The organism is Oleiharenicola lentus (assembly GCF_051660365.1).
In the GTDB taxonomy this organism is placed as follows: Bacteria; Verrucomicrobiota; Verrucomicrobiia; order Opitutales; family Opitutaceae; genus Lacunisphaera; species Lacunisphaera lenta_A.
Map to the genome: position 1 here is coordinate 3543051 of NZ_JBOZXB010000001.1, position 21309 is coordinate 3564359.

General features: G+C 59.7%; 16 protein-coding genes and 1 tRNA gene. 9 read left to right on the forward strand and 8 right to left on the reverse strand.

Going from position 1 to position 21309, the window contains the following annotated elements; all coding sequences use genetic code 11:
• Window positions 1-10: 10 nt before the first annotated feature.
• From ACRRQW_RS13820 to ACRRQW_RS13835, 4 genes are all read right to left on the reverse strand, one after another.
• Window positions 11-1135: a response regulator gene (locus tag ACRRQW_RS13820; RefSeq protein ID WP_438482086.1), complete on the reverse strand. Its 1125-nt coding sequence runs from the start codon at window positions 1133-1135 to the stop codon at window positions 11-13.
• A gap of 62 nt (window positions 1136-1197) precedes the next feature.
• The gene (gene folD, locus ACRRQW_RS13825; protein ID WP_438482088.1) at window positions 1198-2082 is read right to left on the reverse strand and encodes a bifunctional methylenetetrahydrofolate dehydrogenase/methenyltetrahydrofolate cyclohydrolase FolD; all 885 of its coding nucleotides are present in this window, start codon (window positions 2080-2082) and stop codon (window positions 1198-1200) included.
• Between the two features lie 56 nt (window positions 2083-2138).
• Window positions 2139-2930, reverse strand: coding sequence for an SH3 domain-containing protein (locus ACRRQW_RS13830; RefSeq protein WP_438482090.1), 792 nt, complete (start codon window positions 2928-2930; stop codon window positions 2139-2141).
• On the reverse strand, window positions 2920-3711 hold the full coding sequence (locus tag ACRRQW_RS13835) for a pseudouridine synthase (protein ID WP_438482091.1): 792 nt from the start codon (window positions 3709-3711) through the stop codon (window positions 2920-2922). The genes ACRRQW_RS13830 and ACRRQW_RS13835 overlap by 11 nt, the downstream gene beginning before the upstream one ends.
• Window positions 3712-3782: 71 nt before the next feature.
• Between ACRRQW_RS13835 and ACRRQW_RS13840 the strand changes: the two genes are divergently transcribed.
• From ACRRQW_RS13840 to ACRRQW_RS13860, 5 genes are all read left to right on the forward strand, one after another.
• The gene (locus ACRRQW_RS13840; protein ID WP_438482092.1) at window positions 3783-4973 is read left to right on the forward strand and encodes a sulfite reductase subunit alpha; all 1191 of its coding nucleotides are present in this window, start codon (window positions 3783-3785) and stop codon (window positions 4971-4973) included.
• A 38-nt stretch (window positions 4974-5011) separates the two neighbouring features.
• Window positions 5012-5758 carry a 3-oxoacyl-[acyl-carrier-protein] reductase gene (fabG, locus tag ACRRQW_RS13845; protein ID WP_438482093.1) on the forward strand — a complete coding sequence of 249 codons (747 nt, stop codon included), beginning with the start codon at window positions 5012-5014 and terminating at the stop codon, window positions 5756-5758.
• A gap of 37 nt (window positions 5759-5795) precedes the next feature.
• Window positions 5796-6059: an acyl carrier protein gene (locus ACRRQW_RS13850; protein WP_438482095.1), complete on the forward strand. Its 264-nt coding sequence runs from the start codon at window positions 5796-5798 to the stop codon at window positions 6057-6059.
• Between the two features lie 88 nt (window positions 6060-6147).
• Window positions 6148-7398 carry a beta-ketoacyl-ACP synthase II gene (gene fabF / locus ACRRQW_RS13855; RefSeq protein ID WP_438482097.1) on the forward strand — a complete coding sequence of 417 codons (1251 nt, stop codon included), beginning with the start codon at window positions 6148-6150 and terminating at the stop codon, window positions 7396-7398.
• A gap of 116 nt (window positions 7399-7514) precedes the next feature.
• Window positions 7515-7590: transfer RNA gene (locus tag ACRRQW_RS13860), tRNA-Phe, on the forward strand.
• A 129-nt stretch (window positions 7591-7719) separates the two neighbouring features.
• Here ACRRQW_RS13860 and ACRRQW_RS13865 read toward each other — a convergent pair.
• Window positions 7720-10599, reverse strand: coding sequence for a M16 family metallopeptidase (locus tag ACRRQW_RS13865; RefSeq protein WP_438482099.1), 2880 nt, complete (start codon window positions 10597-10599; stop codon window positions 7720-7722).
• Between the two features lie 155 nt (window positions 10600-10754).
• Between ACRRQW_RS13865 and ACRRQW_RS13870 the strand changes: the two genes are divergently transcribed.
• Both ACRRQW_RS13870 and ACRRQW_RS13875 read left to right on the forward strand, forming a co-directional pair.
• Window positions 10755-11804 carry a deoxyhypusine synthase family protein gene (locus ACRRQW_RS13870; RefSeq protein WP_438482101.1) on the forward strand — a complete coding sequence of 350 codons (1050 nt, stop codon included), beginning with the start codon at window positions 10755-10757 and terminating at the stop codon, window positions 11802-11804.
• Between the two features lie 96 nt (window positions 11805-11900).
• Window positions 11901-13181, forward strand: a complete 1281-nt coding sequence (locus ACRRQW_RS13875) for a 3-deoxy-D-manno-octulosonic acid transferase (protein ID WP_438482103.1) — start codon at window positions 11901-11903, stop codon at window positions 13179-13181.
• A 103-nt stretch (window positions 13182-13284) separates the two neighbouring features.
• Here the strand turns inward: ACRRQW_RS13875 and ACRRQW_RS13880 are convergent, their stop codons facing one another.
• The 3 genes from ACRRQW_RS13880 to ACRRQW_RS13890 are packed head-to-tail and all read right to left on the reverse strand — an operon-like array spanning window position 13285 to window position 16495.
• Window positions 13285-14451 carry an MGDG synthase family glycosyltransferase gene (locus tag ACRRQW_RS13880; RefSeq protein ID WP_438482104.1) on the reverse strand — a complete coding sequence of 389 codons (1167 nt, stop codon included), beginning with the start codon at window positions 14449-14451 and terminating at the stop codon, window positions 13285-13287.
• An 8-nt stretch (window positions 14452-14459) separates the two neighbouring features.
• Window positions 14460-15287, reverse strand: coding sequence for a UDP-2,3-diacylglucosamine diphosphatase (locus ACRRQW_RS13885; protein ID WP_438482106.1), 828 nt, complete (start codon window positions 15285-15287; stop codon window positions 14460-14462).
• Window positions 15284-16495, reverse strand: a complete 1212-nt coding sequence (locus ACRRQW_RS13890) for a glycosyltransferase family 4 protein (RefSeq protein ID WP_438482108.1) — start codon at window positions 16493-16495, stop codon at window positions 15284-15286. The genes ACRRQW_RS13885 and ACRRQW_RS13890 overlap by 4 nt, the downstream gene beginning before the upstream one ends.
• A gap of 190 nt (window positions 16496-16685) precedes the next feature.
• Between ACRRQW_RS13890 and ACRRQW_RS13895 the strand changes: the two genes are divergently transcribed.
• Window positions 16686-19385 carry a DEAD/DEAH box helicase gene (locus tag ACRRQW_RS13895; RefSeq protein ID WP_438482110.1) on the forward strand — a complete coding sequence of 900 codons (2700 nt, stop codon included), beginning with the start codon at window positions 16686-16688 and terminating at the stop codon, window positions 19383-19385.
• 102 nt (window positions 19386-19487) lie between these two features.
• Complete coding sequence (locus ACRRQW_RS13900; protein ID WP_438482112.1) at window positions 19488-21260, forward strand: ClcB-like voltage-gated chloride channel protein; 1773 nt, start codon at window positions 19488-19490, stop codon at window positions 21258-21260.
• Window positions 21261-21309: the final 49 nt, after the last annotated feature.

Here is a 21309-nt window from a genome sequence, read left to right on the forward strand (position 1 = left end):
CGCACCTCCCTCAGAGCTTGGCTTTCTGCTCGAACGGGTGACGCACGGTCGCGATGGCACCGCCGCCGGGGCGATCATTCAAAGTCACTTCGCCAGAGAGATTGCGCATCGCGTGGCGAGCGACGGTGAGGCCCATGCCAACGCCGACGGTGTGCTTTGTGCTCGTGAACGGTTCGAACGCGTTGTCGCGGATTTCCGGATCGATGCCGCGACCGCGGTCTTCGACATGGAAAAAAAGCTGGCGGCCTTCACTCGGAAGGTCGGAGTCGGTTAGTTCGGTGCGGATACTAATCTGGCGCTTGTCGTCTGGTTCGTCGCCATAACTTTCCCACGCGTTGATGAGCAGTTTGGCGAGCGCGTCTTCGATGACTTCGACGTTCGTATCGAAAGTGATTTCGCCGAGCGAATTGGTAATCGTGACGGCCTGGTCGATTTTGTTTTCCGCCTGGTAGCGACGGATGCCGTTTTCGATCACGCGCGCGAGATTGGTGCGCACGAGCGGCGGGCGATTTTTGATCACGAGGCCCGTGAGCTGTTTGATGATGACGACGATGCGGTTCACGGCGTCGTCGAGATTCTGCGCGTTTTTGCGGACGAGCTCCGGCTTCTCGCTGTAAGCTTTGATCAGGTCGATGTAACCGATGACGACGCCGAGGAGATTATTAAGATTGTGCGCGATGCCTTGCGTGACGGCGCCGATGGTCGCGGAACGGCGCGAGTCACCGAGGCGGCGTTGCAGGTCGACGAGTTCGCGATTGATGGCGACGAAACGCAGCTGCGTTTGCACGCGCGCGAGGGTTTCATCGAGATCGATGGGCTTGGTGATGTAGTCGACGGCGCCGACGCCGAGGCCTTCGATTTTGCCTTCTTTCGACGTGCGCGCCGTAATGAAAATTACCGGAATCGGTTTTGTTTCGGGATCGGCTTGGAGGCGTTGGCAGACTTCGATGCCGTCCATTTCGGGCATCATCACATCGAGCAGAATCAAGTCAGGTTTGTCGGCCTTGACCATGTCGAGGGCCTCTCGTCCCGAGTAGGAAGTGGCGACCGACATACCTTCGCGTTCCAGTTTGCGTTTGAGCAACTGAACGTTGATCGGCTGATCATCGACGACGAGAATCTTGGGTGCAGCCATTGCGGGAGAAAGAGAGCGAATGCGTTTTGCCAGAACGTGGCAAGAGGCGAGTTGGGCGTAGTTTACGCTGTGGTCGAGGCAAGATTTTGGCGATAGGCCTTCACCGTGTTCTTCATCAACATCGCGACGGTCATCGGGCCGACGCCACCGGGGACGGGAGTAATTTTGCTGACCGAAGGTGACACCGTCGGGAAGTGCACGTCACCAGTGAGGCGGAAGCCGCTTTTTTTAGTGTCGTCGGGGACACGATTCACGCCGACGTCGATCACGACGGCACCGGGTTTTACCATGTCGGCGGTGACGAATTCTGCTTTGCCGATAGCGGCGATGAGGATGTCCGCCTGCTTCGTGATCGCGGCGAGATTGGTGGTTTGCGAGTGGCAGATCGTGACCGTGGCGTTGGCCCACGGTTTGCGCTGCAGCGCGAGCAGGCCGGCGGGCTTGCCAACGATCAAGCTGCGACCGAGCACGACGACGTGTTTGCCGGTGAGATTCACGCCGGAGCGCTGAAGCAGTTCCATGATGCCGGCGGGCGTGCAGGCGACGAAGCCGGTGTCGTCTTCCTGTGCGAGTTTGCCGAGGTTCATCGTGTGGAAACCGTCGACATCTTTGTGCGCGGCGATGCGGCGGAAGACGGCGATTTCGTTGATGTGTTTTGGCAACGGTGACTGCACGAGGATGCCGTCGACGGTGTCGTCAGTGTTGAGTTGATCGATGGTCGCGAAAAGTTCGTCCTGCGAAATCGTGACCGCGGGAAAAATCAGGCGGCTCGTGATACCGATTTCGGCGCAGGCTTTTTCCTTCTTCGTAACGTAGGAAACCGAGGCGGGATCGTCGCCGACGCGGACGAGCGCGATGCACGGCTTACGGCCGGTTGACGTGGCAACTTCGGCTTTAAGTTCGGCGATGATGGTGGCGGCGATTTTATTTCCGTCGATGAGTTCCATGGTGGGAAAGAAAAAGCCGGCGCGCGCGCGACCGGCTCCAAAAAACGAGAGGACGCTTAGTTTAGTTTCAAAGACTCGGCGGCGATGACGAGATCTTTGCCGTCGAGGGTGTTTCGCCACGTGCCGGTGACGGTGATGCTACGATCGATGTAAGCTTCGAGTTTGTCCGTGAGCAGCAAGCGTTTCGTGTCGATGTAAGCCAAACGACGACCGCTGGAATCCATGAGTTGGTAGTCGTAGGGCGGGTTCAGATTGAGGAGGCGTTTCGCGACGACAAATTTGCCGGTCAACACGCGGGCGAGATCGGCGTTGTTGGCGCTGGCGGCAGCGGGACGGCCGGGTGTCGTGACGGGAGTCGACGACGCAACCGTCACTGAGGTCGACGCGGGCGGTGGCGTGGTGACGTTGAAAATCGGTTTCGCGGTTGATGGGGTGTTGGCGGTGGCGCCGACGGCGATGAAACCTTGGAGGGGTTTATCGAGTTTGATCAGGGCCCAGTCGCTGTTGGCGAGGCCGACGAGTTCAGTTTTGTCGCCGGGTTGGGCGATGGTCATCACGGGCGAATCTTTGCTCGGGGCGGAGTGAATGCTGGCGCCTTCGCGCACGTCGAGGCTCTTGGTGACGTCGCGATTGTTGACGTAAGCGTCGAACGGGCCGGCGACTTCGATGCGTTTCCAACCGGCGGGCGCTTCGCCTACGGGCACGATGAGCGCACCGGCTTTGAGCCGGGCGATGATCGGGGATTTTGCGTCGGTCTGGATGAAAACGGCGGTGTCGGTGGCGACGGTTTCAGCCGCGAGGCGCGCGGTAATCAGCGCGAGCGTTGTGAGGATGAGTTTAATTTTCATCGTGGGTGGAGGGATTCATTTCGCGGTAATGGATGGCCGGCACCGCGAAGAGGGATTTGATTTCTTTCTCGGAGAGTTGTTTCACGCCGCGCGAAGGAATTCCCTTTAAGCGCAATTCGCCGATTTGATAACGGCGGAGGCGGCGCACTTCAAAACCGAGCGCGGTAAACAGCTGACGGATTTCGCGCTTTTTACCGTGGTGCATGTGCACATCGAGCTCGGTCGAGCTCTTGTCGGGCTTCGCGTTAACGAGATTGGCGCGCTCGACTTTCAGGTGTTCGCCTTCGATCACGACGCCACTGAGGAGCTTTTTCAGGCGCGCGGCGGGAAACGGTTCTTCGAGGGAAACGTAGTAGCGTTTCACGACGAGATTCGACGGGTGCATGAGCCGGTGCGCGAGGTCGCCGTCGGAGGTGAGGATTACGAGACCTTCGCTGTCTTTGTCTAAACGACCGGCGCAAAACAGGCGCAGGCGCGACCATTCCTTGGGCAGGAGATCGAAAATCGTGTGGAGCTCGTGCGGATCGTTGTTGCTGCACACCAGCCCGCGCGGCTTGTGCATCACGAGGGCGATCTTCGGCTGTGGTTTGGAGGCGACGCCTTTGCCTTTGACGGTGACCTTGTCGACGCCCGGCTCGATTTTCTGGCCGAGGGTGGCGGGCTTGCTGTTAACGTAAACCTCCCCGGCTACGATCAATGCCTCGGCGGCGCGGCGTGAACAGATGCCGGCGTCGGCGATGTATTTTTGAATGCGAACCGGTTCCATGTGAGTTGGCTTCATGGCTGGCGAAAAGAGCCTGCGCAACGAGATTCACTATGGCACAAACGGTGCTTGCCTACACCGCAGGCGAAATGCCTAAAAAGACCCTCCTCATGAGCGAACACGTCCAGACCAGCGCCTTCTCGAAAGATAATCCGTTTCCTGCGAAACTGATCGAAAACCGGCTCCTCAACAAACCCGGTTCGCACAAAGAGACGCGCCATCTCGTCGTGGACATCGCGGGCAGCGATTTGCACTACAAAGTCGGCGATTCCCTCGGTGTTTTCCCGACTAATCGCGCAAGCGAAGTCGACGAATTGCTCATGCGCCTCAGCGCGAGCGGTCAGGAAGCCGTGTCGCCGGCGATGTTGAAACTCACCACGCCGATCCCGCTCCGCGAAGCGCTTACCAGCCGTCTCGCCCTCGCGAAGCCGACGCGCAAATTCCTGGAACTGCTCGCGGCTAAATCCGCGGACGAAGGCGACAAAGCCAAACTCGCCGTGCTGCTCGCGCCGGAGGGCAAAGACCAACTCGCCGGTTATCTCGAAGATCGCGAATACGTGGATTTGCTGGCGGAATTTCCGAGCGCCAAAATCGCGCCGCAAGAACTCGTCGATCTCATGCGCAAATTGATGCCGCGCCTCTACTCGATCGCGTCGTCTTCGAAACCATTTCCGACCGAAGTGCACCTCACGGTGGCGATTGTGCGTTACGAAACGAATCACCGCACGCGCGTCGGCGTGGCGAGCACGTTTCTGTCCGACCGCGTCGAGCTGAAAAATACGCCGGTGCCGATCTTCGTTTCCGATTCGCACTTTGGCGTGCCGGCAGATACGGCGAAAGACATCATCATGGTCGGGCCGGGCACGGGCGTGGCACCGTTCCGTGCATTTATGCAGGAACGCGTCGCGACGAACGCGACTGGCCGCAACTGGCTGTTTTTCGGCGATCAACACCGCGGCACAGATTATCTTTACGAAGAGGAATGGACCGAGTGGCAGGCGAAGGGCCAACTCGCGCGCGCCGACCTCGCGTTCTCGCGCGATCAAGTCCTCAAAGTTTACGTGCAAGATCGCATGCGTGAAAACGCCGCCGAACTTTGGGCGTGGATTCAAAATGGCGCGCATTTCTACGTCTGCGGCGACGCCAAGCGCATGGCAAAGGACGTCGATGTGGCGCTGCACGATGTGATTGCGCAGCAAGGTGGCTTGGACGCCGCGGCCGCGATTGCCTACGTGAAGCAGATGAAGAAGGACCAGCGCTACCAGCGTGACGTGTATTGACAAAAGGGCAGGGTAACGGCGCTGTATGGCCGTTACCTATGAGTCTTACCTTCAATAATCGAGTGGCGCTGGTGACCGGCGCGGGCCGTGGCATTGGCAAAGCGATCGCTGATTTGCTGGCGAAGAACGGCGTGACCGTGATTTGCGTGAGCAAGTCCGCCGACAGCTGCGGCGCGACCGCCGCGGGTATCATTGCCGCTGGTGGCAAAGCCAAGGCGCTCGCGGTCGATGTCGCCGACGGCGCCGCTGTCGCGAAGGCCAGTGCCGACTTGCTCGCGGAGTTTGGCCAGATCGATATTTTAGTGAACAACGCCGGCATCACAAAAGATGGCCTGCTGTTCCGCATGTCCGAGGATGATTGGAACTCTGTCATCGCGACCAATTTAAACAGCTGCTATTACTGGACGAAACACATCGGTCGTTCCATGACGCAGAAGCGCTGGGGCCGCATTGTGAACATCACGTCGGTCGTCGCCCTCATGGGCAACGCCGGCCAGGCCAATTACTGCGCCGCCAAGGCCGGGATGATCGGCTTTACAAAGTCCATCGCGAAGGAATTTGCCGCCCGTAACGTCACTTCGAACGCCGTAGCGCCTGGTTTCATCAAAACCGACATGACCGCCGCCATGCCGCCGGAAGCTGCGGAGAAGATTTCCGCGGTAATTCCGCTTAAGCGTCTCGGCGAAGCCGCCGATATCGCCCACATGACCGCCTTCCTCTGTTCCGAGGAAGCCAACTACATCACCGGCCAAGTTTTTACCGTTGACGGCGGCATGGTGATGTGACCCCTTTTCACAACACGTTCACGAACCCAATTTTAACATGGCCGACCAGAAAACCATCGAACAGCGCGTCAAAGAAATCATCGTTAACCAACTGAATGTTAACGAAGAACAGATCACCCCGCAGGCATCGTTCCTCGACGACCTCGGCGCCGATTCCCTCGACACGGTCGAGCTCATCATGGCCTTCGAAGAAGAGTTCAAAGATGAGATCAAAGGCGAGATTCCCGAGGCGGATGCTGAAAAGCTGCAGACCGTCGGCGATGTGACCGCTTACATCGAAGCCAAAGCTGGCAAGAAGTAAGATTTTGGTTTCTGTCCAAAGCGTTCTGCCGTCTGGCCTCGGGCTGGCTCGGTAGGGCGCTTTTTTATTTTCCACCTCTGAACATTCGATGGAAACAGCTTCTTCAAAAAAACGCGTCGTAGTTACGGGTCTGGGCGTCATCACCTCGCTCGGCCACAATGTTAACGACTTCTGGGCGAACATCCTCGCCGGCAAGTGTGGCATCGACCGCGTGACCCTGTTCGACACCAAGGACTACACCTGCCAGATCGGGGCCGAAGTGCGCGGCTGGGACGCCACGCAGCACATGGATCCGAAGGAAGTGCGGCGTAACGACCGTTATACGCACTTTGGTTTTTGTGCGGCGAAACAAGCGGTGGCCGACGCGAAACTCGACATGACCAAGGAAGATGGCGACCGCGTGGGCGTCATTATCGGCTCCGGCATTGGCGGCATGTTGACGATCGAGACGCAGCACAAAGTCCTCCTCGAACGCGGCCCGCGCAAGGTGTCGCCGTTCATGATTCCGGCTCTGATTTCCAACATGTGCACGGGTCTCGTCGCGATCGAGCTCGGCGCGCGCGGTCCGAACTTCGGTGTCGTGAGCGCGTGCGCGACGGCGACGCACGCCATCGGTGAATCGGTGCGCATGATTCGCGACGGCGATGCCGACGTGATGATTTGCGGTGGCACCGAAGCGTCCATCACGCCGCTTTCCTACGCGGGTTTCTGCTCGATGAAAGCGATGAGCACGAACAACGAATTTCCCGGTAAAGCCAGCCGTCCGTTCGACGCGAACCGCGATGGGTTCATCATGGGCGAGGGCTCCGGTGTGCTCGTCATCGAAAGCCTCGAACACGCCCAGGCGCGCGGCGCGCACATTTATTGCGAACTCGCCGGTTACGCCGCGACGTGCGACGCGTATCATATCACGTCCCCGGACCCTGAAGGCAAAGGCCTGTCGCTAGCGATGCGCCGTTCGATTCAAGATGCCGGCCTACAGCCGTCGGACATCGATTACATCAACGCGCACGGCACTTCCACGCCTTACAACGACAAGTTCGAGACGCTCGCGATCAAGAAAGTCTTCGGCGATCACGCGCAAAAAGTCATCATCAGCTCCACGAAATCGATGACGGGTCACTTGCTCGGTGCAGCGGGCGGGATTGAAGCCATCATCAGTGTCAAGTCCCTGCAAACGGGCGACGTGCCACCGACGATTAACTACGAAACGCCCGATCCGGAGTGTGATCTCGATTACACACCGAACGTTGCGCGTAAAGCGGACCTCAAAGCGGTGATGAGCGACAACCTCGGATTTGGCGGCCAGAATGCCGCGTTGGTCTTCAAGAAAATCTAAGTCACGCGCCGCGCGGGAATTGCCAGTTCGGCAACTTTGCCAAAAGTGAAATTCCCCGTTGACGCACCCCATGGCCGCCCTTTTATCTCGGCCTCTTCCCGACTCAAATCGGGCTTGGCCAGTTAGCTCAGTTGGTAGAGCAGAGGACTGAAAATCCTTGTGTCCTCGGTTCGATTCCGAGACTGGCCACCACTTTAAGCACCGTATCTCAAAAGGATACGGTGTTTTTTGTTTTGGAGGTGAGTGTCGGTCTTGGCACCGACGTCCTAACGCGCGCGTGGCTGTCGCCGGTGCTGAGACCGGCGACCACCTTTCGCTCGTTTAAGAATTCGGCGTTGGCGTCTCGCTGGTCGTTGGCTGCGCCGCGGGCTCAGCCTTTGGCGCAGGCAATACGATGACTTCGGAGGTTTTAGCCGGGTCGAGGTATTGCTTAGCCAATGCGGTCAGCTCTTCGGCGGTGACACTTTCGTTGTCGCTGTAACGTGTGCGGCTCCAGTCAAGGCGTTCGGGGAACTCTTGCGCGGAACTCAACACGCTGCCCAGCCAGTAGGGATTGGTGCGTGAGGACTCACGCAGGCCGGTGAGGATGGGTTGTTTGACGCGGACGAGTTCCTCTTCGGTGACGCCATCGGTGTAAAGCGACGCGGCGGCGGCTTTCATGGCATCAGCGATGGCGCGCGCTTCATCGGGCGCGACCGTAGCCGACGCGGCGATGAAACCGTAATTAGGATAAGTGTCGCTGAGGTCTGCGCCGGCGTTGGGGCTGTAAGTGCCGCCCATTTGCTCGCGGATTTTAACGCGCAGACGGTCTGCGAGGACGTCGGCGAGGAGGCGGAAACGGCGGGCGATCTTTACGTCGCGCGCATCAGTCGCGGGCCAGTAAAGTTGCACCAGGCCCTTCGGGATTTCGGTAGCGACTTCGTAAGATTTAACCAGCGGCTCCGCCGGTTTGGAGACTTTGCGTGCTTTGTCGTAGTCGGGTTTCTTCGCGCGCTTCGGCAGCGCTCCGAAGGTCTGTGCGACGGCGGTGACGGTGGCGTCGGGGTCGAAGTCGCCGACGATGGCGATTTCGATCGGGCCTTTGGCGAATTGCGGGGAAAGCCAGCTCTTCAATTCGTCCGTATTACGTGAAAGGAGCACGTCTTTCGGGGGCAGGCCGAAGCGCACGTCGCCACTCGCAAGGAGGCGGGAAAATTCCAACTGCAGCGGGCCTTCGAGCGTGTGGGCGAGGCGATTGTAAAGTTGCTCAGCGCCTTTCTGCATCTGGCGCATCGCTTCAGGACGATAGCCCGGATCAGTGATGAACGCGCAGAAAAGTTGAAGCTGAAGCAGCAGGTCGTCGCGATTCGTCGAGCCGGAGAAAGTGAATGCATCAGTTTGCGCGCCGAAGCCGAGGCCGACCGTTTTGCCCGCGAGCAGGCGTTGCAGGTCGTCGACGCTGTGTTTGCCGAGACCGCCCGGCGTGAACGTCGAGTTTGCGAGCAATGTCAGGCCGGGTTTATCGAGTGGCATCGTGAGGACGCCGCCGCCGATGCGCACGGAAATGCGAATGCGACCGGACTCGAAATCCGTCGGCTTGAGATTGAGGCGGACGTTATTTTTGAAACGGATGAGCGTGGCGCCGAGATCTTCGACCACTTCAGTTTTTTCAACTTCGCCCGGCTTGCCGAAGTCGGTATAGGCGAACTCGGATTGCGTATTTTCCGGCGGCGCCGCGACCGCGATCTTGGTGCTGGCGTTGTAAGCGGCGGCGATATTTTGCGGGGCGCGCGAGAGTTGCAGATTGCCGGAGACAAAAATCTTGCGGCCATTCGTTTCGTTCCACGCTTCCCGCAGGGCCTCGGTGCAGTCCTTGGTCGTGATACTGGCGAGCGCGGGTTTGTAGAGCTCGAGATTGACGACCGGATGCGTCGGCACCGAGCGATCGAGCACATCATCGACGATGTCGTCGGCGAGCGGGCCGGAGCGGCGCGTGGGTGCGGTGCGGACGGCTTGCTGAAGATTATTGCTGAGTTCAGCGATGGATTCGGCGAGTTCGTCGGCTTGGAAACCGTGTTCGAGGGCGCGCCGCAGTTCCTGCTCGGCGACCTCGAGCGCTTCCCGCCATTGGTCGGGGCGACAGTTGAGTTCGATGGAGGCGTTGCGGAAAAATTCGAACTGCTCCGTCACGCCGACCATGCCGCTGACGAACGGCGCATTTTCTTTCTTCGCGAGAATCGACAGGCGGCGATTTAACATCCGCAACGCGAGCGTGCGCGGGAGATATTTGAGGCGGTTGGCCGCGTTATCGACTTCGTGGGAGTAGGGGACGACGGTTTGCAGGCCGACGTTCGTGCTGCCCGCTTCCATCTCAGTGTGTAGGCCCGCGATGACATTTTCCGGAGGAACGACCGTGCCCAGACGCGGCTCGGGCAACGCGGGCGCGCGCGCCGCAAGCGGCGCGAAAATCTCTTTAACGGTCGCTTCGACTTTTTCGGGATCAATATCGCCGACGATTACGAGCACCATGCGTTCGGGGCGATACCACGCATCGTAGAATTCTACGAAACGCTCGCGTGCGGCGCCGCGAATCACTTCCTCTGTGCCGATCGGCAGACGCTGCGGAAAGCGGCTGTCGGGAATGAGGAAATTCAGTTCCGCCAGGAACGTGCGCAGGCCGACGGAGTCGCGCGCGCGTTTTTCGCTGAGGATGATACCGCGTTCCTTGTCGATTTCCTTGGATTCGAGGAGCAGTCCGCCAGCGACGTCGGAAAAATACGTGAGCGCTTCGTGCAGCGTCTCGGTTTTCGTGTCGGGCAATTCGAGTTGGTAAATCGTGCGGTCGAAACTGGTGGACGCATTGGTGTCGCCGCCGAACTCCATGCCGAGTTTCTGGAAAAATTCGATGACGTTGGCGGAGGGAAAATGTTTGCTGCCATTGAACGCCATGTGCTCAAGGAAGTGAGCGACGCCGCGCTGGTCTTCGTTTTCGTAGAGCGAGCCAACTTTGATTGCGAGACGCGCGCTGATGCGGCCTTTGGGCTCGGAGTTTTTGAGGAGCGCGTAGCGCAGACCGTTGTCCAGTTTGCCCCATTTGATGGCCGGATCGACGGTGAGGTCGCTGGTCTCGTGCGCGAAATCCGCGGCGAAAATCAGCAGCGGAGCGAGCAACAGGGCGATGAACGTAGCGCGGAACAGAGCAACAGGTCGCGAGAGGAACATAGTGGTAAATTTCACCGACCCGCACCGCGACTGCAAGTTTCCAACTATGAGTCGTTGGGCCTATTCGACGAAGCACCTGGCGCGGTCCGCACGCGTGGATTTCGCCCGACTTTTGTGTGGCCAAATGTGCGCCCGGCTTCCTTGCTAGACGCGAAATGATCAAAGCTAAACGCCAGACGAAACGCCCCGAAGACATCAACGCGAAGCTCGCGGCCAAGAAGGGCCCGGTGTCGAAGTTCATCGCGCATAATTACCGCCATTTCAACGCGGCCGCGCTCATGGACACCGCCAAGGGTTACGAGACCCACCTCGCTGCGGGTGGCAAGATGCTCGTGACGCTCGCCGGCGCGATGTCCACGGCTGAACTCGGCATCACGCTCGCCGAGATGATTCGCAAGGACAAGGTGCACGCCATCGTCTGCACCGGCGCCAATCTCGAAGAAGATATCTTCAACCTGGTCGCCCACGATTACTACGAGCGCGTCCCGCACTACCGCCATCTCACGGCCGAAGATGAGCAAGGCCTGCTCGATCGTCACATGAATCGCGTGACGGACACCTGCATTCCCGAAGGTGAAGCGATGCGCCGCATCGAAGCCGCCATCGCCAAGCAATGGCTCGCCGCCGACGCGGCAGGCGAACGTTATTTCCCGCACGAGTTCATGTATAAAATGATCCGCTCGGGTGATCTTAAAAAATATTATCAGATCGATCCGAAAAATTCGTGGATGCTCGCCGCGTGCGAAAAGAATCTCCCGATTATCGTTCCGGGTTGGGAAGACGCCACGCTCGGCAACATGTATGCCGGCCGCGTCGTGACCGGGGAAATTAAGAATGTCCACACCGTCCGCACCGGCATCGAATACATGACGTGGCTCGCCGGTTGGTATACCGATGTCGCCAAACTCCTCCGCACGGGCGAAGGCTCGATTGGGTTTTTCCAAATCGGCGGCGGTATCGCGGGCGATTTTCCGATCTGCGTCGTGCCGATGCTGCATCAGGATCTTGGCCGCACCAGCGTGCCGTTGTGGGGTTACTTTGCACAAATCAGCGACTCGACCACGAGCTACGGTTCCTATTCCGGGGCCGTGCCGAACGAGAAAATCACGTGGGGCAAGCTCGGCCAGAAGACGCCGAAGTTCATCGTCGAGAGCGACGCCACCATCGTGGTGCCATTGATCTTCTCGTGGATCTTGGGCAAATAAGCGCTCTCAATTGAACCACAGAGGCACAGAGAACACGGAGGAATTGCTCTGTGAACTCTGTGCCTCTGTGGTTTTTTAATCTCCGTCTTTAGCGACGTGATCTGGCTCTACCGATTTTTGTTTTTACCGCTGCTGCTCATCGCAGCGCCGTATTATCTATGGCGGATGCGACGTCGCGGCGGTTACGCAGAAGGGTTTTGGCATCGTTTTGGCGAGGTGCCGGCCTTGCCGCCGAAGCAGGCGGGCGTGAAACGGATCTGGCTCCAAGCGGTCAGTGTCGGCGAGATGCTCGCGATCACTCCGCTGCTCGAGGCATTTAAACGCGACGGCGGCGTGGAGGTTTATCTCACGACGACCACGAGCACGGGCTACAAGCTGGCGAAGGAAAAATATGCGGGGCTCGTGGCGGGCATTGGGTATTTCCCGTTGGATTTCTGGGCGTTCAACGCGCGTGCTTGGAAAAAAGTGCAGCCGGATTTGTGCATTCTCATGGAAGGCGAGCGCTGGCCGGAGCACGTGCATCAAGCGCGGGCGCGTGGCGTGCCGGTGGTGAGCGTGAATGCGCGCATGTCCGACAAAAGCTACCGCCGCTCGCTGCGTTTCCGCGCTTTCATGCGACCGCTCGCGGAAGGGATGGCGCAGGTGCTGTGTTCGTCGAAGCGCGATGAGCGGAGGTTCGAGTCGCTCGGATTTTCGCGCGAGAAATTACAGACGACTGGTAACCTCAAGCTTGATGTCAGTATTCCGGCAATGGCCGACGCGGAAAAGGTTTCGCTGCGCAGCGAACTTGGGCTGCCGGACGGTTTGATTTTACTCGGCTCGTCCACATGGCCCGGCGAGGAAACGGCCCTCATCACCGCGCTGAAATCGGCGCGCGATCGCGGCTTGAACGTTTCGTTGTTGATCGTGCCGCGACATGCAGAACGGCGGGAAGAGCTGCGCGGCTTGCTGGAGAAGACCGGACTCAAGTTTCATTTTCGCAGCGACGGGCTCGCGCCGCACACGGTCGATGTCGCGGTCGGTGACACGACAGGGGAGTTACGTAAATTCACGCAACTCGCGGACGTGGTGTTCGCTGGAAAAAGTCTCGCGCCGCACGAAGGCGGCCAGACGCCGGTCGAAGCGGCGGTGCTTGGGAAACCTGTTTTGCACGGGCCGCGCATGTCGAACTTCCACGAAATCATCCGCACACTCACCGAGGCGGGGGCGGTGCGCAAAGTGGAGACGCACAGCGAACTGATCGCTGTCACGGTGGAATTGCTGCAGGATTCCGCCCAACGTGATCGCCTCGCCGCGGCCGCGCGCGCGTGGCACGCCGCTAATCGTGGTGCGACCGAGCGCACGCTTGCAGCGATCCGACAGCAGCTGAACAAATAACTCCTATTTTCCGAGGCAGGGCCATCAGCCCTGCGGGGCGAAATTAGCGCGATCATTTCGTAGGTGGCGGGTCTGCACGCCACATTGCGCGCAAGCGCGCAACCTACAGCGCCGATACAGTATGATGCCTCGCGGGGCTAATGGCCCCGCTTCCAATCGGACTTGCTTCGATGGGCGCGAGCACGGTCGCGGCGATATTCCGCGCTGCGTTCGGTTGGGCGAATAAGCCGAGATTTCCGCGCCATTTGCGCCAGAGCGCGGCATTGTCGGCGAAAGCGGCGTTCAGGGTCGCGACAATCATCTCCGGGGTTTCTGCGAGAGCGCCGGCTTCGTTACGGCGGATGAGCTCGTAGTTGCCTTCTTCCTGGCCGGGGACGATTTGGTTCACAAGCATCGGGCAGAGCGCATTGATCGATTCCTGCGTGGTGGCACCACCGGCTTTGCTGATGATGACGTGATGCGTCATGAGCAGATCGGGAATGCGATTCGTCCACCCGAGGATTTCGTAGGTTGCGAAAGATTTCGCGGCGATCGCTTTTAACTCGGTCTGCAGGGATTCGTCGCGGCCCGCAGTGATGGTCACGTGCCAGGCGGGATTACGCAGCAGTGCGCGGGCGATGGCGACGGCGCGGGCGCGTCCACAGTTGATCATGAACAATACCCGACGTGGTTGCGTCGGGCTCACGGGTTCGGGCGGGGCGAGGTGCGCCGGGCGATCGGCGAAGGCGAGCGCCACGGGAAATCCGGTCACGTGAATTTTTTCCGCCGGCACATTTTTTTCGCGAAGGAAAGCGGCGGAGTCGTCGTCCGTCACAAACCAACCCGCGGAACCGGAACGATACCACAGCGAGTTGATGGTGAGCGCATCGGTCACGACTGTGTGATGCGGGCAGAATTGCAGGCCTTCGCGACGCAGTTCGTTTAACAGCCACGCATAAACCGGATAAGTGGAAACAATCGCGGCAGGTTTTTTCTCGGCGATGATTTTGCCGAGCAGGCGTCGGTGGCTGGCGAGGCCGCGGAAGAGTGCGGGAACGCGCGGCGATTTATCGAGCCAGGAGTAGATGCTGCTCCAGATTCGTGGCGCGGAATTGATGACACGAATATAGCCGAGTCGCGAAATATGATTCAGGCGCGGGGCGCGCAGGGCGAAAATGTCCACGAGTTCCGCGCGCGTGTCGGGCCGCTCGTTAAACGCGGCTTCCAAAGCGCGGGCGGCGCTGTTGTGGCCTTCGCCATAGCCGGCGGTTAAGATCAGGACAGTTTGCATACGCGAGTTCAGACGAGCACCGGAATCTGGAGCGAATCGTCGATTTCTTCCGGCGTGGATTCGACCGTGGAGGTCATCGGCACGCGGGTGACGAAATCGGCGAACGAGATGAGTTCGAAACGCCCGTCGTAATACTCGACGATGCCGGTGAGCGATTCGACCCAGTCACCGGAATTTAAGTAATGGATGTCGCCGACCATTTTATCGGCGGCGGTGTGGATGTGTCCGCAAATGACGCCCACGCAGCCCCGGTCGCGGGCGAGCGCGGCGACTTGGTCTTCGAATTTTCCGACGAAACTGACGGCTTGTTTGACGCGGGCCTTGATTGCTTTGCTCAGCGAGAAATATTCCTTGCCGCGCAGTTTGCGAAACCAGTTGTAGAGGCGGTTGAGGCGCAGCAGCAGCGTGTAGCCGATGTCGCCAAGGTGGGCTAGGAATACCATGTTCTTAATCACTCCGTCGAACACGTCGCCGTGCAGCACGAGGTAGCGACCGCGTTCGGTTTCGAGGACGTAGTCTTCCACCAAGCTCAGCCGTTCGAATTGCATCGGCAACAAGCGGCCGAGAAAATCGTCGTGATTGCCGCGGAGATAAATCACTTCGGTGTCGCGTTTCTGGATCATCGTGAGGACGCGGCGGACGAATTTCGTGTGCGTCTTCGACCACGCGGCGCCGCGTTTGAGGCGCCAGCCGTCGATGATGTCGCCGTTGAGAATCAGGCGGTCGCAGCGCACGTGTTTAAGGAAGTGGGTGACTTCCTCGACTTTGCTGTCGGGCGTGCCGAGGTGAATGTCGGACAGGATGACGGTGCGGACGTGAAGGGCGGCTTTGCTCATGGGCGGGAGGAGGTCGCGAGGTTGGTGTTCGTGAGGCTAGGATTGGTGTCTGAGGAAATGTCTTCGCGATGGCTGGCGACGGCTTCCGTGAGATCAGCGTCGAATTGCGCTACGATGTTGGCCCACGAACGGTCGCGCACGAGGTCGGCGGCACGCGCGCGCAGGCGGGCGACGAGATCTGGTTCGGCGGCGAGTTTTACGGCGGAAGCGATGAAAGCGATTTCGTCGCCGAGAGGAATGAGCAGGCCGTTTTCGCCAGAGCGGACGAGTTCGTGCGCGGCCGCGTAGTCGTAGCCGGCGAAGGCGAGGCCGCTCGCGAGCGCCTCGGCGGCGACGTTGCCGTAGGTCTCGGTCACGCTCGCGTGTAGGTAGATGTCGGCTGACGCGTAATGCGCGGCGAGCGTTGCGCGATCCACGAAGCCCGTGAAGTGCGCGTAAGGATGCGCGGCTTGCAGCGCGGTGCGCAGCGGGCCGTCGCCCACCACGATGAAGCGACAGCGGGGATTCGCCGCGCGCATGGCGTCAAATGCACGGAAGATGAGCCTGTAGTTTTTTTCGCGCGCGAGCCGGCCCGTGTGGATGACGACCGGGTCGCCGGCGGTGACGCCCCATTTTTCGCGCAGCAAAAGATCCGCGCGGGCTTTTGAAAATTGCGCGATGTCCACTCCGCGGGAGAGCACGCGGAGATTTTTATAACCATCGGCGGCGAGCTGGTCGCAAAGTTCGCGGGTCGGCGCGAAGGTGCGCAGCGTGCGATTGTGGAAGTAGCGCAGCCACTTCGCCGTGACGGAAAACAACCAGCTGAAGCGGTAGTTGTGCGTGTATTGGTGAAAGTTGGTGTGGAAGCTCGAAGTCACCGGCAGACCGAGCGAGCGCGCCGAGTTAAGTGCGGAAAAGCCCAGCGGACCTTCCGTGGCGATGTGGACGAGATCCGGGCGTTCGTTGCGCCACAGTTTCTTCAAGCGGCGCGCCGCGGGCAGGCCAAAGCGGAGCAGGGGATAACCGGGGATCGGCAAGCCTTGCACCAGATGTTGCGACACGGAGCCGTTGACGAGGATCGCGGGCGCGCCTTTTTCCGAGCGCTGGCGCGGACGGATGATCGTCACGCGATGGCCGCGGGCCGCGAGGCCTTGCACGAGGTGGCCGAGCGTCATCGCGACGCCGTTGATTTCAGGAGAGTAAGTTTCGGTGACGAGTGTGATGTTCAAGCGAGTCGGCCCGACTGGTGGCGACCTGCCACGCGGCGAGCACGGGCCAAGCTTGAGGTAAGCGTGTGAAGAACCCGTGGCTTCCGCGTGACGATTACGTAAAACGAAGCAGTTTCCACTTGGTCACAAAAAGTCGAAATAGTGATTGCCCGAGCCGCGCGGAAGTTTCTAACGTCTGACTTTTAGTTTGATGCAAACACACGGCCCGAAGCGGATCTATACTCCGCAATCCCTTGAGTTTTGGTTCGAACGCCTGGAGGCGGACTGGGAACCGCAGTTTGACCCCGAACATGTCGAGAAAGGCCACGCGATGTATCGTGACGGCGAGATTCGGGAAGTAGAACTCGGTGCCAGCGACGCGATTATCCACCGCAAAGTTGAGAAAAAAGAGGAATACGCGGTCATCGAATGGGACGGCGAAAAAATCAAAGTGCGTTCCTCGTCCACCGATGAGGCGCTGGCTAATGCCATCGCGGTGGCTGGGTTGCACGAGATCGAAGAACTTTTGGCTGACGAACTGAATGCGCTCTCGCGCGGACTCACGCGTAGAAACGGCACGACCGTGGCTCCCGGGGCCAATGCGGGGCAAGCGGCGGCTGCGCCGACAGGGCACGGTCACGCAGTCGCGGCACTGACCGCGGCGCCGGCTCCGACCGTGCACGGTGCGCCGGCGGCGGGAGCCGATCGTGCGCCGCGCGATTTATTGCTGAGCTTCACCACCACGGCGGACGGCTTGGTGTTTCTCGCGTATTGGAAACACGGGCGCACGCGCGTCCCGGCGCTGGGCAACACGACCAACCACCCGACTGCGACGGAGCGCGCCAAGCTCATCGCGCTGGCGACTTACGCGCGCAAAGCCCATTTCCGTTACAACCAGACCACGCATGCCTACGCGCTTGATGCGCTGGCGGACATCCCCGGATTTCTGCGCGACATCCTGCCGCATTGGAAAAAGCAATTCGGCGTCGAGATCGATGCGAAGGTCGAGAGCATCAAACAAGGCGCGCGTTCGCTCGAAATCGAAGCGGTGGCGGATCGCCGTGGCGGGTCGACTTCAGATGTCGGTGGATTGAACCTGCGTTGGATTTTCCGCGCCGGCGAAAAACTGCTCACCGACGAACAAGCAGCCGCGTTGTTAAAACACGGGCGCACCCCGATGCTGTTGCCCGATCTCGGCATCGTCACGATGACCCCCGAGAAGTGGGAGAGCTACAACCAGTGGCGTCGCAACATCGAGGAGACGCAAACGAGCGACGGGAAAATTCCGCCGTATTTGATTTTCTCTTTGTTCAGCGACAACCGCATCAAGGTCACGCTCGGCCCGGAGATCATGAACTGGCGCGACAAGGTGCTCACCCCGCCGGCGGAATCGCCGACGCTGCCGGACTACCTGCGTAATTATCAACGCCGTGGCGTCGAGTGGATGCACCACCTCTGCGAGACGGATTGCCACGGCTTGCTCGCGGACGAAATGGGTCTCGGCAAAACCGCGCAAGTGATTGCGTTGCTGCGTTCGCGTCCGTTGGAGGGTTTTCGTCACATCGTGGTGTGCCCGGCGAGCGTGGTGCCGGTGTGGCGCGAAGAAATCGCGCGGTTTTTCCCGGAGGCGAAAGTCGACACGCTGAAGTCGGGCCACGATTTCACGACAAACAAAGAACCCTGCATCTGGATCGCGAGCTACACGCAGCTGCGCAAACACCGCGGGTTGCTCGACAAGATCGAGTTTGGCTACGCGGTGCTCGACGAGGGACAGTTCATCAAAAATCCCGACGCGAAAGTCACGCAGGCGTGCTTCGCGATTAAAACGAAGCACCGCATCGTCATGACTGGCACGCCGCTCGAGAATCGTCAGTTGGATCTTTGGTCGATTTTCCGTTACCTGCTGCCCGGCCTGCTCGGTTCGCGCACGGCGTTCGAGGCGGCGTTGGCGCAGGATCGCGACGGCACGATGAAACGTCTGCGGCAGCAAGTCGCGCCGTTCATCCTTCGCCGCACGAAAAAGGAAGTCGCAAAAGAACTGCCGCCGAAGGTTGAGATGGATTTGCTTTGCCCGCTCAGCGAAGTGCAGCGCGCCGAATACGCGCGCATTTGCACCGAAGGTCTGGCGCGTCTGGGCGAAGATATCACGGTGGCGCTGCGCGAAAAATCGTTTGGCTTCCTCGCACTGCTGACGCGTTTGCGCCAGGTGTGTTGCGACCCGGATTTGTTGCCGTGGATGGACTCACCCTTGGAGCAGAGCGGCAAACTGGAGTTGCTCATCGAGAAACTTCAGGAGGTGGTCGCGAGCGGTCACAAGGTCGTCATCTTTTCGCAATTCGTGACGCTGCTTAATCGCGTGCGCAGTGCGCTCGTGCAGCATTATCCGGATCTTCCGCTCTACGAAATCACCGGCATGACCGTGGATCGGCAAAAACCGGTGTATCAATTTCAGCATGCGCAAGGCGCGGCGGCGATGTTGGTCAGCCTCAAAGCCGCCGGCACGGGCATCACGTTGCACGCGGCGGATTATGTATTCTTACTTGATCCGTGGTGGAATCCCGCCGTCGAAGATCAAGCGATCGATCGCGTGCACCGCATCGGCCAAACGAATACCGTTTTCGTGTATCGCATGGTGACGGCGGGCACGATCGAAGAGCGCATCCAAGCGCTCAAGACGGAGAAGCGTCAGCTCTTCAGTCAGATCATCGACAACTCAACGGGCGACTTCGAGTGGACGACTCATTTCAGTTCGCTCAACAGCTTGATCCAACTTCGCGCAGTGGAAACGAGTGAGCCGGAAGCGCCGCCTGCACCGACGGCAACTGTCACAACTCTGCCAGTGCCGGTGTCACCGGAAGCGGAAGAGAAAGCGGCGGCGGATGATGAAGTGCGTCCGGCGATAAACGCCTGATTTTTTTAATCTGCGAGGACAACGAACAAGCCTTGTCAGGCCGAACGTGAAGCGCATCGTAATTTACGTGGACACGGCTTCGGCATTTAACCCAAAAAAACCGTGAAGGTAGGGGTGCCGCAATTTTATGAACGCCTGTTACGATTGCTGCGCTGGCGTTTGTGGATTGTCGAAAAACTGCGGCCTTCGCCGTGGCAGGAAACACTTTGTTGGGCCGCGGTCGCAGGCGTGCTGGGTGCGCTCGCAGCGCTGATTTTTCGCGGCGGCATCGACCTGTTACATTATTTCATGACCGGCACCGGCTCCGGTATGGTGGATTCGTTTCGCGGGTTGGAATGGTGGCAGCGGCTCAGCATTCCCGCGGTCGGCGGCTTGATGGCGGGTTTTGTATTGTTGTTCGGCAAGCGCCTGCACCGCGGCCAAAGCTCCACCGACTACATGGAGGCGATTCTCATCGGAAACGGCGAAATTCATACGCGCCCGTCGCTGGTGAAGAGCACGGCGGCGATGTTTTCGATCGCGTCGGGCGGATCGATCGGTCGCGAAGGCCCGCTCGTGCAACTCGCGGCGGTGGCCGCTTCATGGATCGGGCGCTGGCGAAAAATGTCGGCGCCGCAACTGCGTTTGCTCGTCGCTTGCGGAGCGGCGGCGGGCATTGCCTCGGCTTACAATGCGCCGATTGCGGGTTCCTTTTTCGTGGCGGAAATTATTCTCGGCACGATTGCGATGGAGAGTCTCGGGCCGCTCGCGGTGTCGGCGGTGTCGGCGACGCTCACGATGCGCGCGCTATCCGATGCGCACACGCTCTACAAGGTGCCGGAGTTTACGTTGCACTCGCTCTGGGAAATCGGGCCCTTCGTCGGCTTGGGGATTGTGGCGGGCACGTTGTCGCCGTGGTTTTTGAAATCGCTGCGCGCAACGGAAGCTGTGTTTGCGCGCACGAAGTTGCCGCTGCCGCTGCGACTCGGTTTGGGCGGCTTGATGGTGGGCGGGCTCGCCGTGTGGGTGCCGGAAGTCACGGGCAACGGCTACAGCGTGGTCGTCTCGATTTTGAACGGCGGGCTCGCGTGGCAGATGTTATTTCTCGTGCTCGTGTGCAAATGGGCGGCGACGGCGGCGTCGTTTGGCTCGGGTGCGCCGGGCGGTGTGTTTACGCCGACGCTTTTTATCGGGGCGGCGATGGGCTACTTATTTGGTTACGGGGTGCATGCGATCTGGCCGACGGGTGCGGCGGATCCGCAGGCGTTCGCGCTCGTGGGGATGGGTGCGTTGCTGGCGGCGGCGAGCCACGCGCCGGTGATGGCGATCATCATGCTGTTCGAGATGACGCTGAGCTACGACATCATCCTGCCACTGATGCTGTGCAGCGTGGTCGCCTATTACACGGCGCGAGGCATCGAGGGACATTCACTTTACAGCGAAGCGTTGAAGAAAAAAGCCGCCGAAGAACCAGAACTCGTGCGCTTGCCCGGCGTGGTTTCCGACCTCGTGAAAAAGCAGACCACGCCCGTCGCGCTCACAGCGCACTTCGAAGCGATTGCGAAAGAGTTCCTCGAATCGCGTCATGAGGAAATTTACGTGACGGCGGCGGAAGAGCGTTACGCGGGAGTGATTTCGCTGCACGACATCAAGCCTTACCTCAGTGACGCGGCCATCGCTGAACATGTGATCGCGGGCGATGTGTTGCGTGAAGATATGCCGACCATCGCGCCGGATGCGCCGCTCGCGGAGGCGTTGAAGTTATTCGCCCAGCAATCCGGACAGACGATTCCGGTGGTGGAGCCCGACACGAAAAAATTCCTGGGGATTCTGGTGAAGAATGATTTGCTCCTCGCGTTGCTCGAGGGGAAGGGCCGCGACAAGCGAGCTGCGTAGCACGCGTTCCGCTCGCTCGCTGGGCTGTGGGTAAATCACGCCAAGGTGG

Coding starts and splice junctions, on each gene's coding strand:
- ACRRQW_RS13820 (WP_438482086.1), bottom strand. CDS start 1,135: ATGGCTGCACCCAAGATTCTCGTCGTCGATGATCAGCCGATCAACGTT.
- folD (WP_438482088.1), bottom strand. CDS start 2,082: ATGGAACTCATCGACGGAAATAAAATCGCCGCCACCATCATCGCCGAA.
- ACRRQW_RS13830 (WP_438482090.1), bottom strand. CDS start 2,930: ATGAAAATTAAACTCATCCTCACAACGCTCGCGCTGATTACCGCGCGC.
- ACRRQW_RS13835 (WP_438482091.1), bottom strand. CDS start 3,711: ATGAAGCCAACTCACATGGAACCGGTTCGCATTCAAAAATACATCGCC.
- ACRRQW_RS13840 (WP_438482092.1), top strand. CDS start 3,783: ATGCCTAAAAAGACCCTCCTCATGAGCGAACACGTCCAGACCAGCGCC.
- fabG (WP_438482093.1), top strand. CDS start 5,012: ATGAGTCTTACCTTCAATAATCGAGTGGCGCTGGTGACCGGCGCGGGC.
- ACRRQW_RS13850 (WP_438482095.1), top strand. CDS start 5,796: ATGGCCGACCAGAAAACCATCGAACAGCGCGTCAAAGAAATCATCGTT.
- fabF (WP_438482097.1), top strand. CDS start 6,148: ATGGAAACAGCTTCTTCAAAAAAACGCGTCGTAGTTACGGGTCTGGGC.
- ACRRQW_RS13865 (WP_438482099.1), bottom strand. CDS start 10,599: ATGTTCCTCTCGCGACCTGTTGCTCTGTTCCGCGCTACGTTCATCGCC.
- ACRRQW_RS13870 (WP_438482101.1), top strand. CDS start 10,755: ATGATCAAAGCTAAACGCCAGACGAAACGCCCCGAAGACATCAACGCG.
- ACRRQW_RS13880 (WP_438482104.1), bottom strand. CDS start 14,451: ATGCAAACTGTCCTGATCTTAACCGCCGGCTATGGCGAAGGCCACAAC.
- ACRRQW_RS13885 (WP_438482106.1), bottom strand. CDS start 15,287: ATGAGCAAAGCCGCCCTTCACGTCCGCACCGTCATCCTGTCCGACATT.
- ACRRQW_RS13895 (WP_438482110.1), top strand. CDS start 16,686: ATGCAAACACACGGCCCGAAGCGGATCTATACTCCGCAATCCCTTGAG.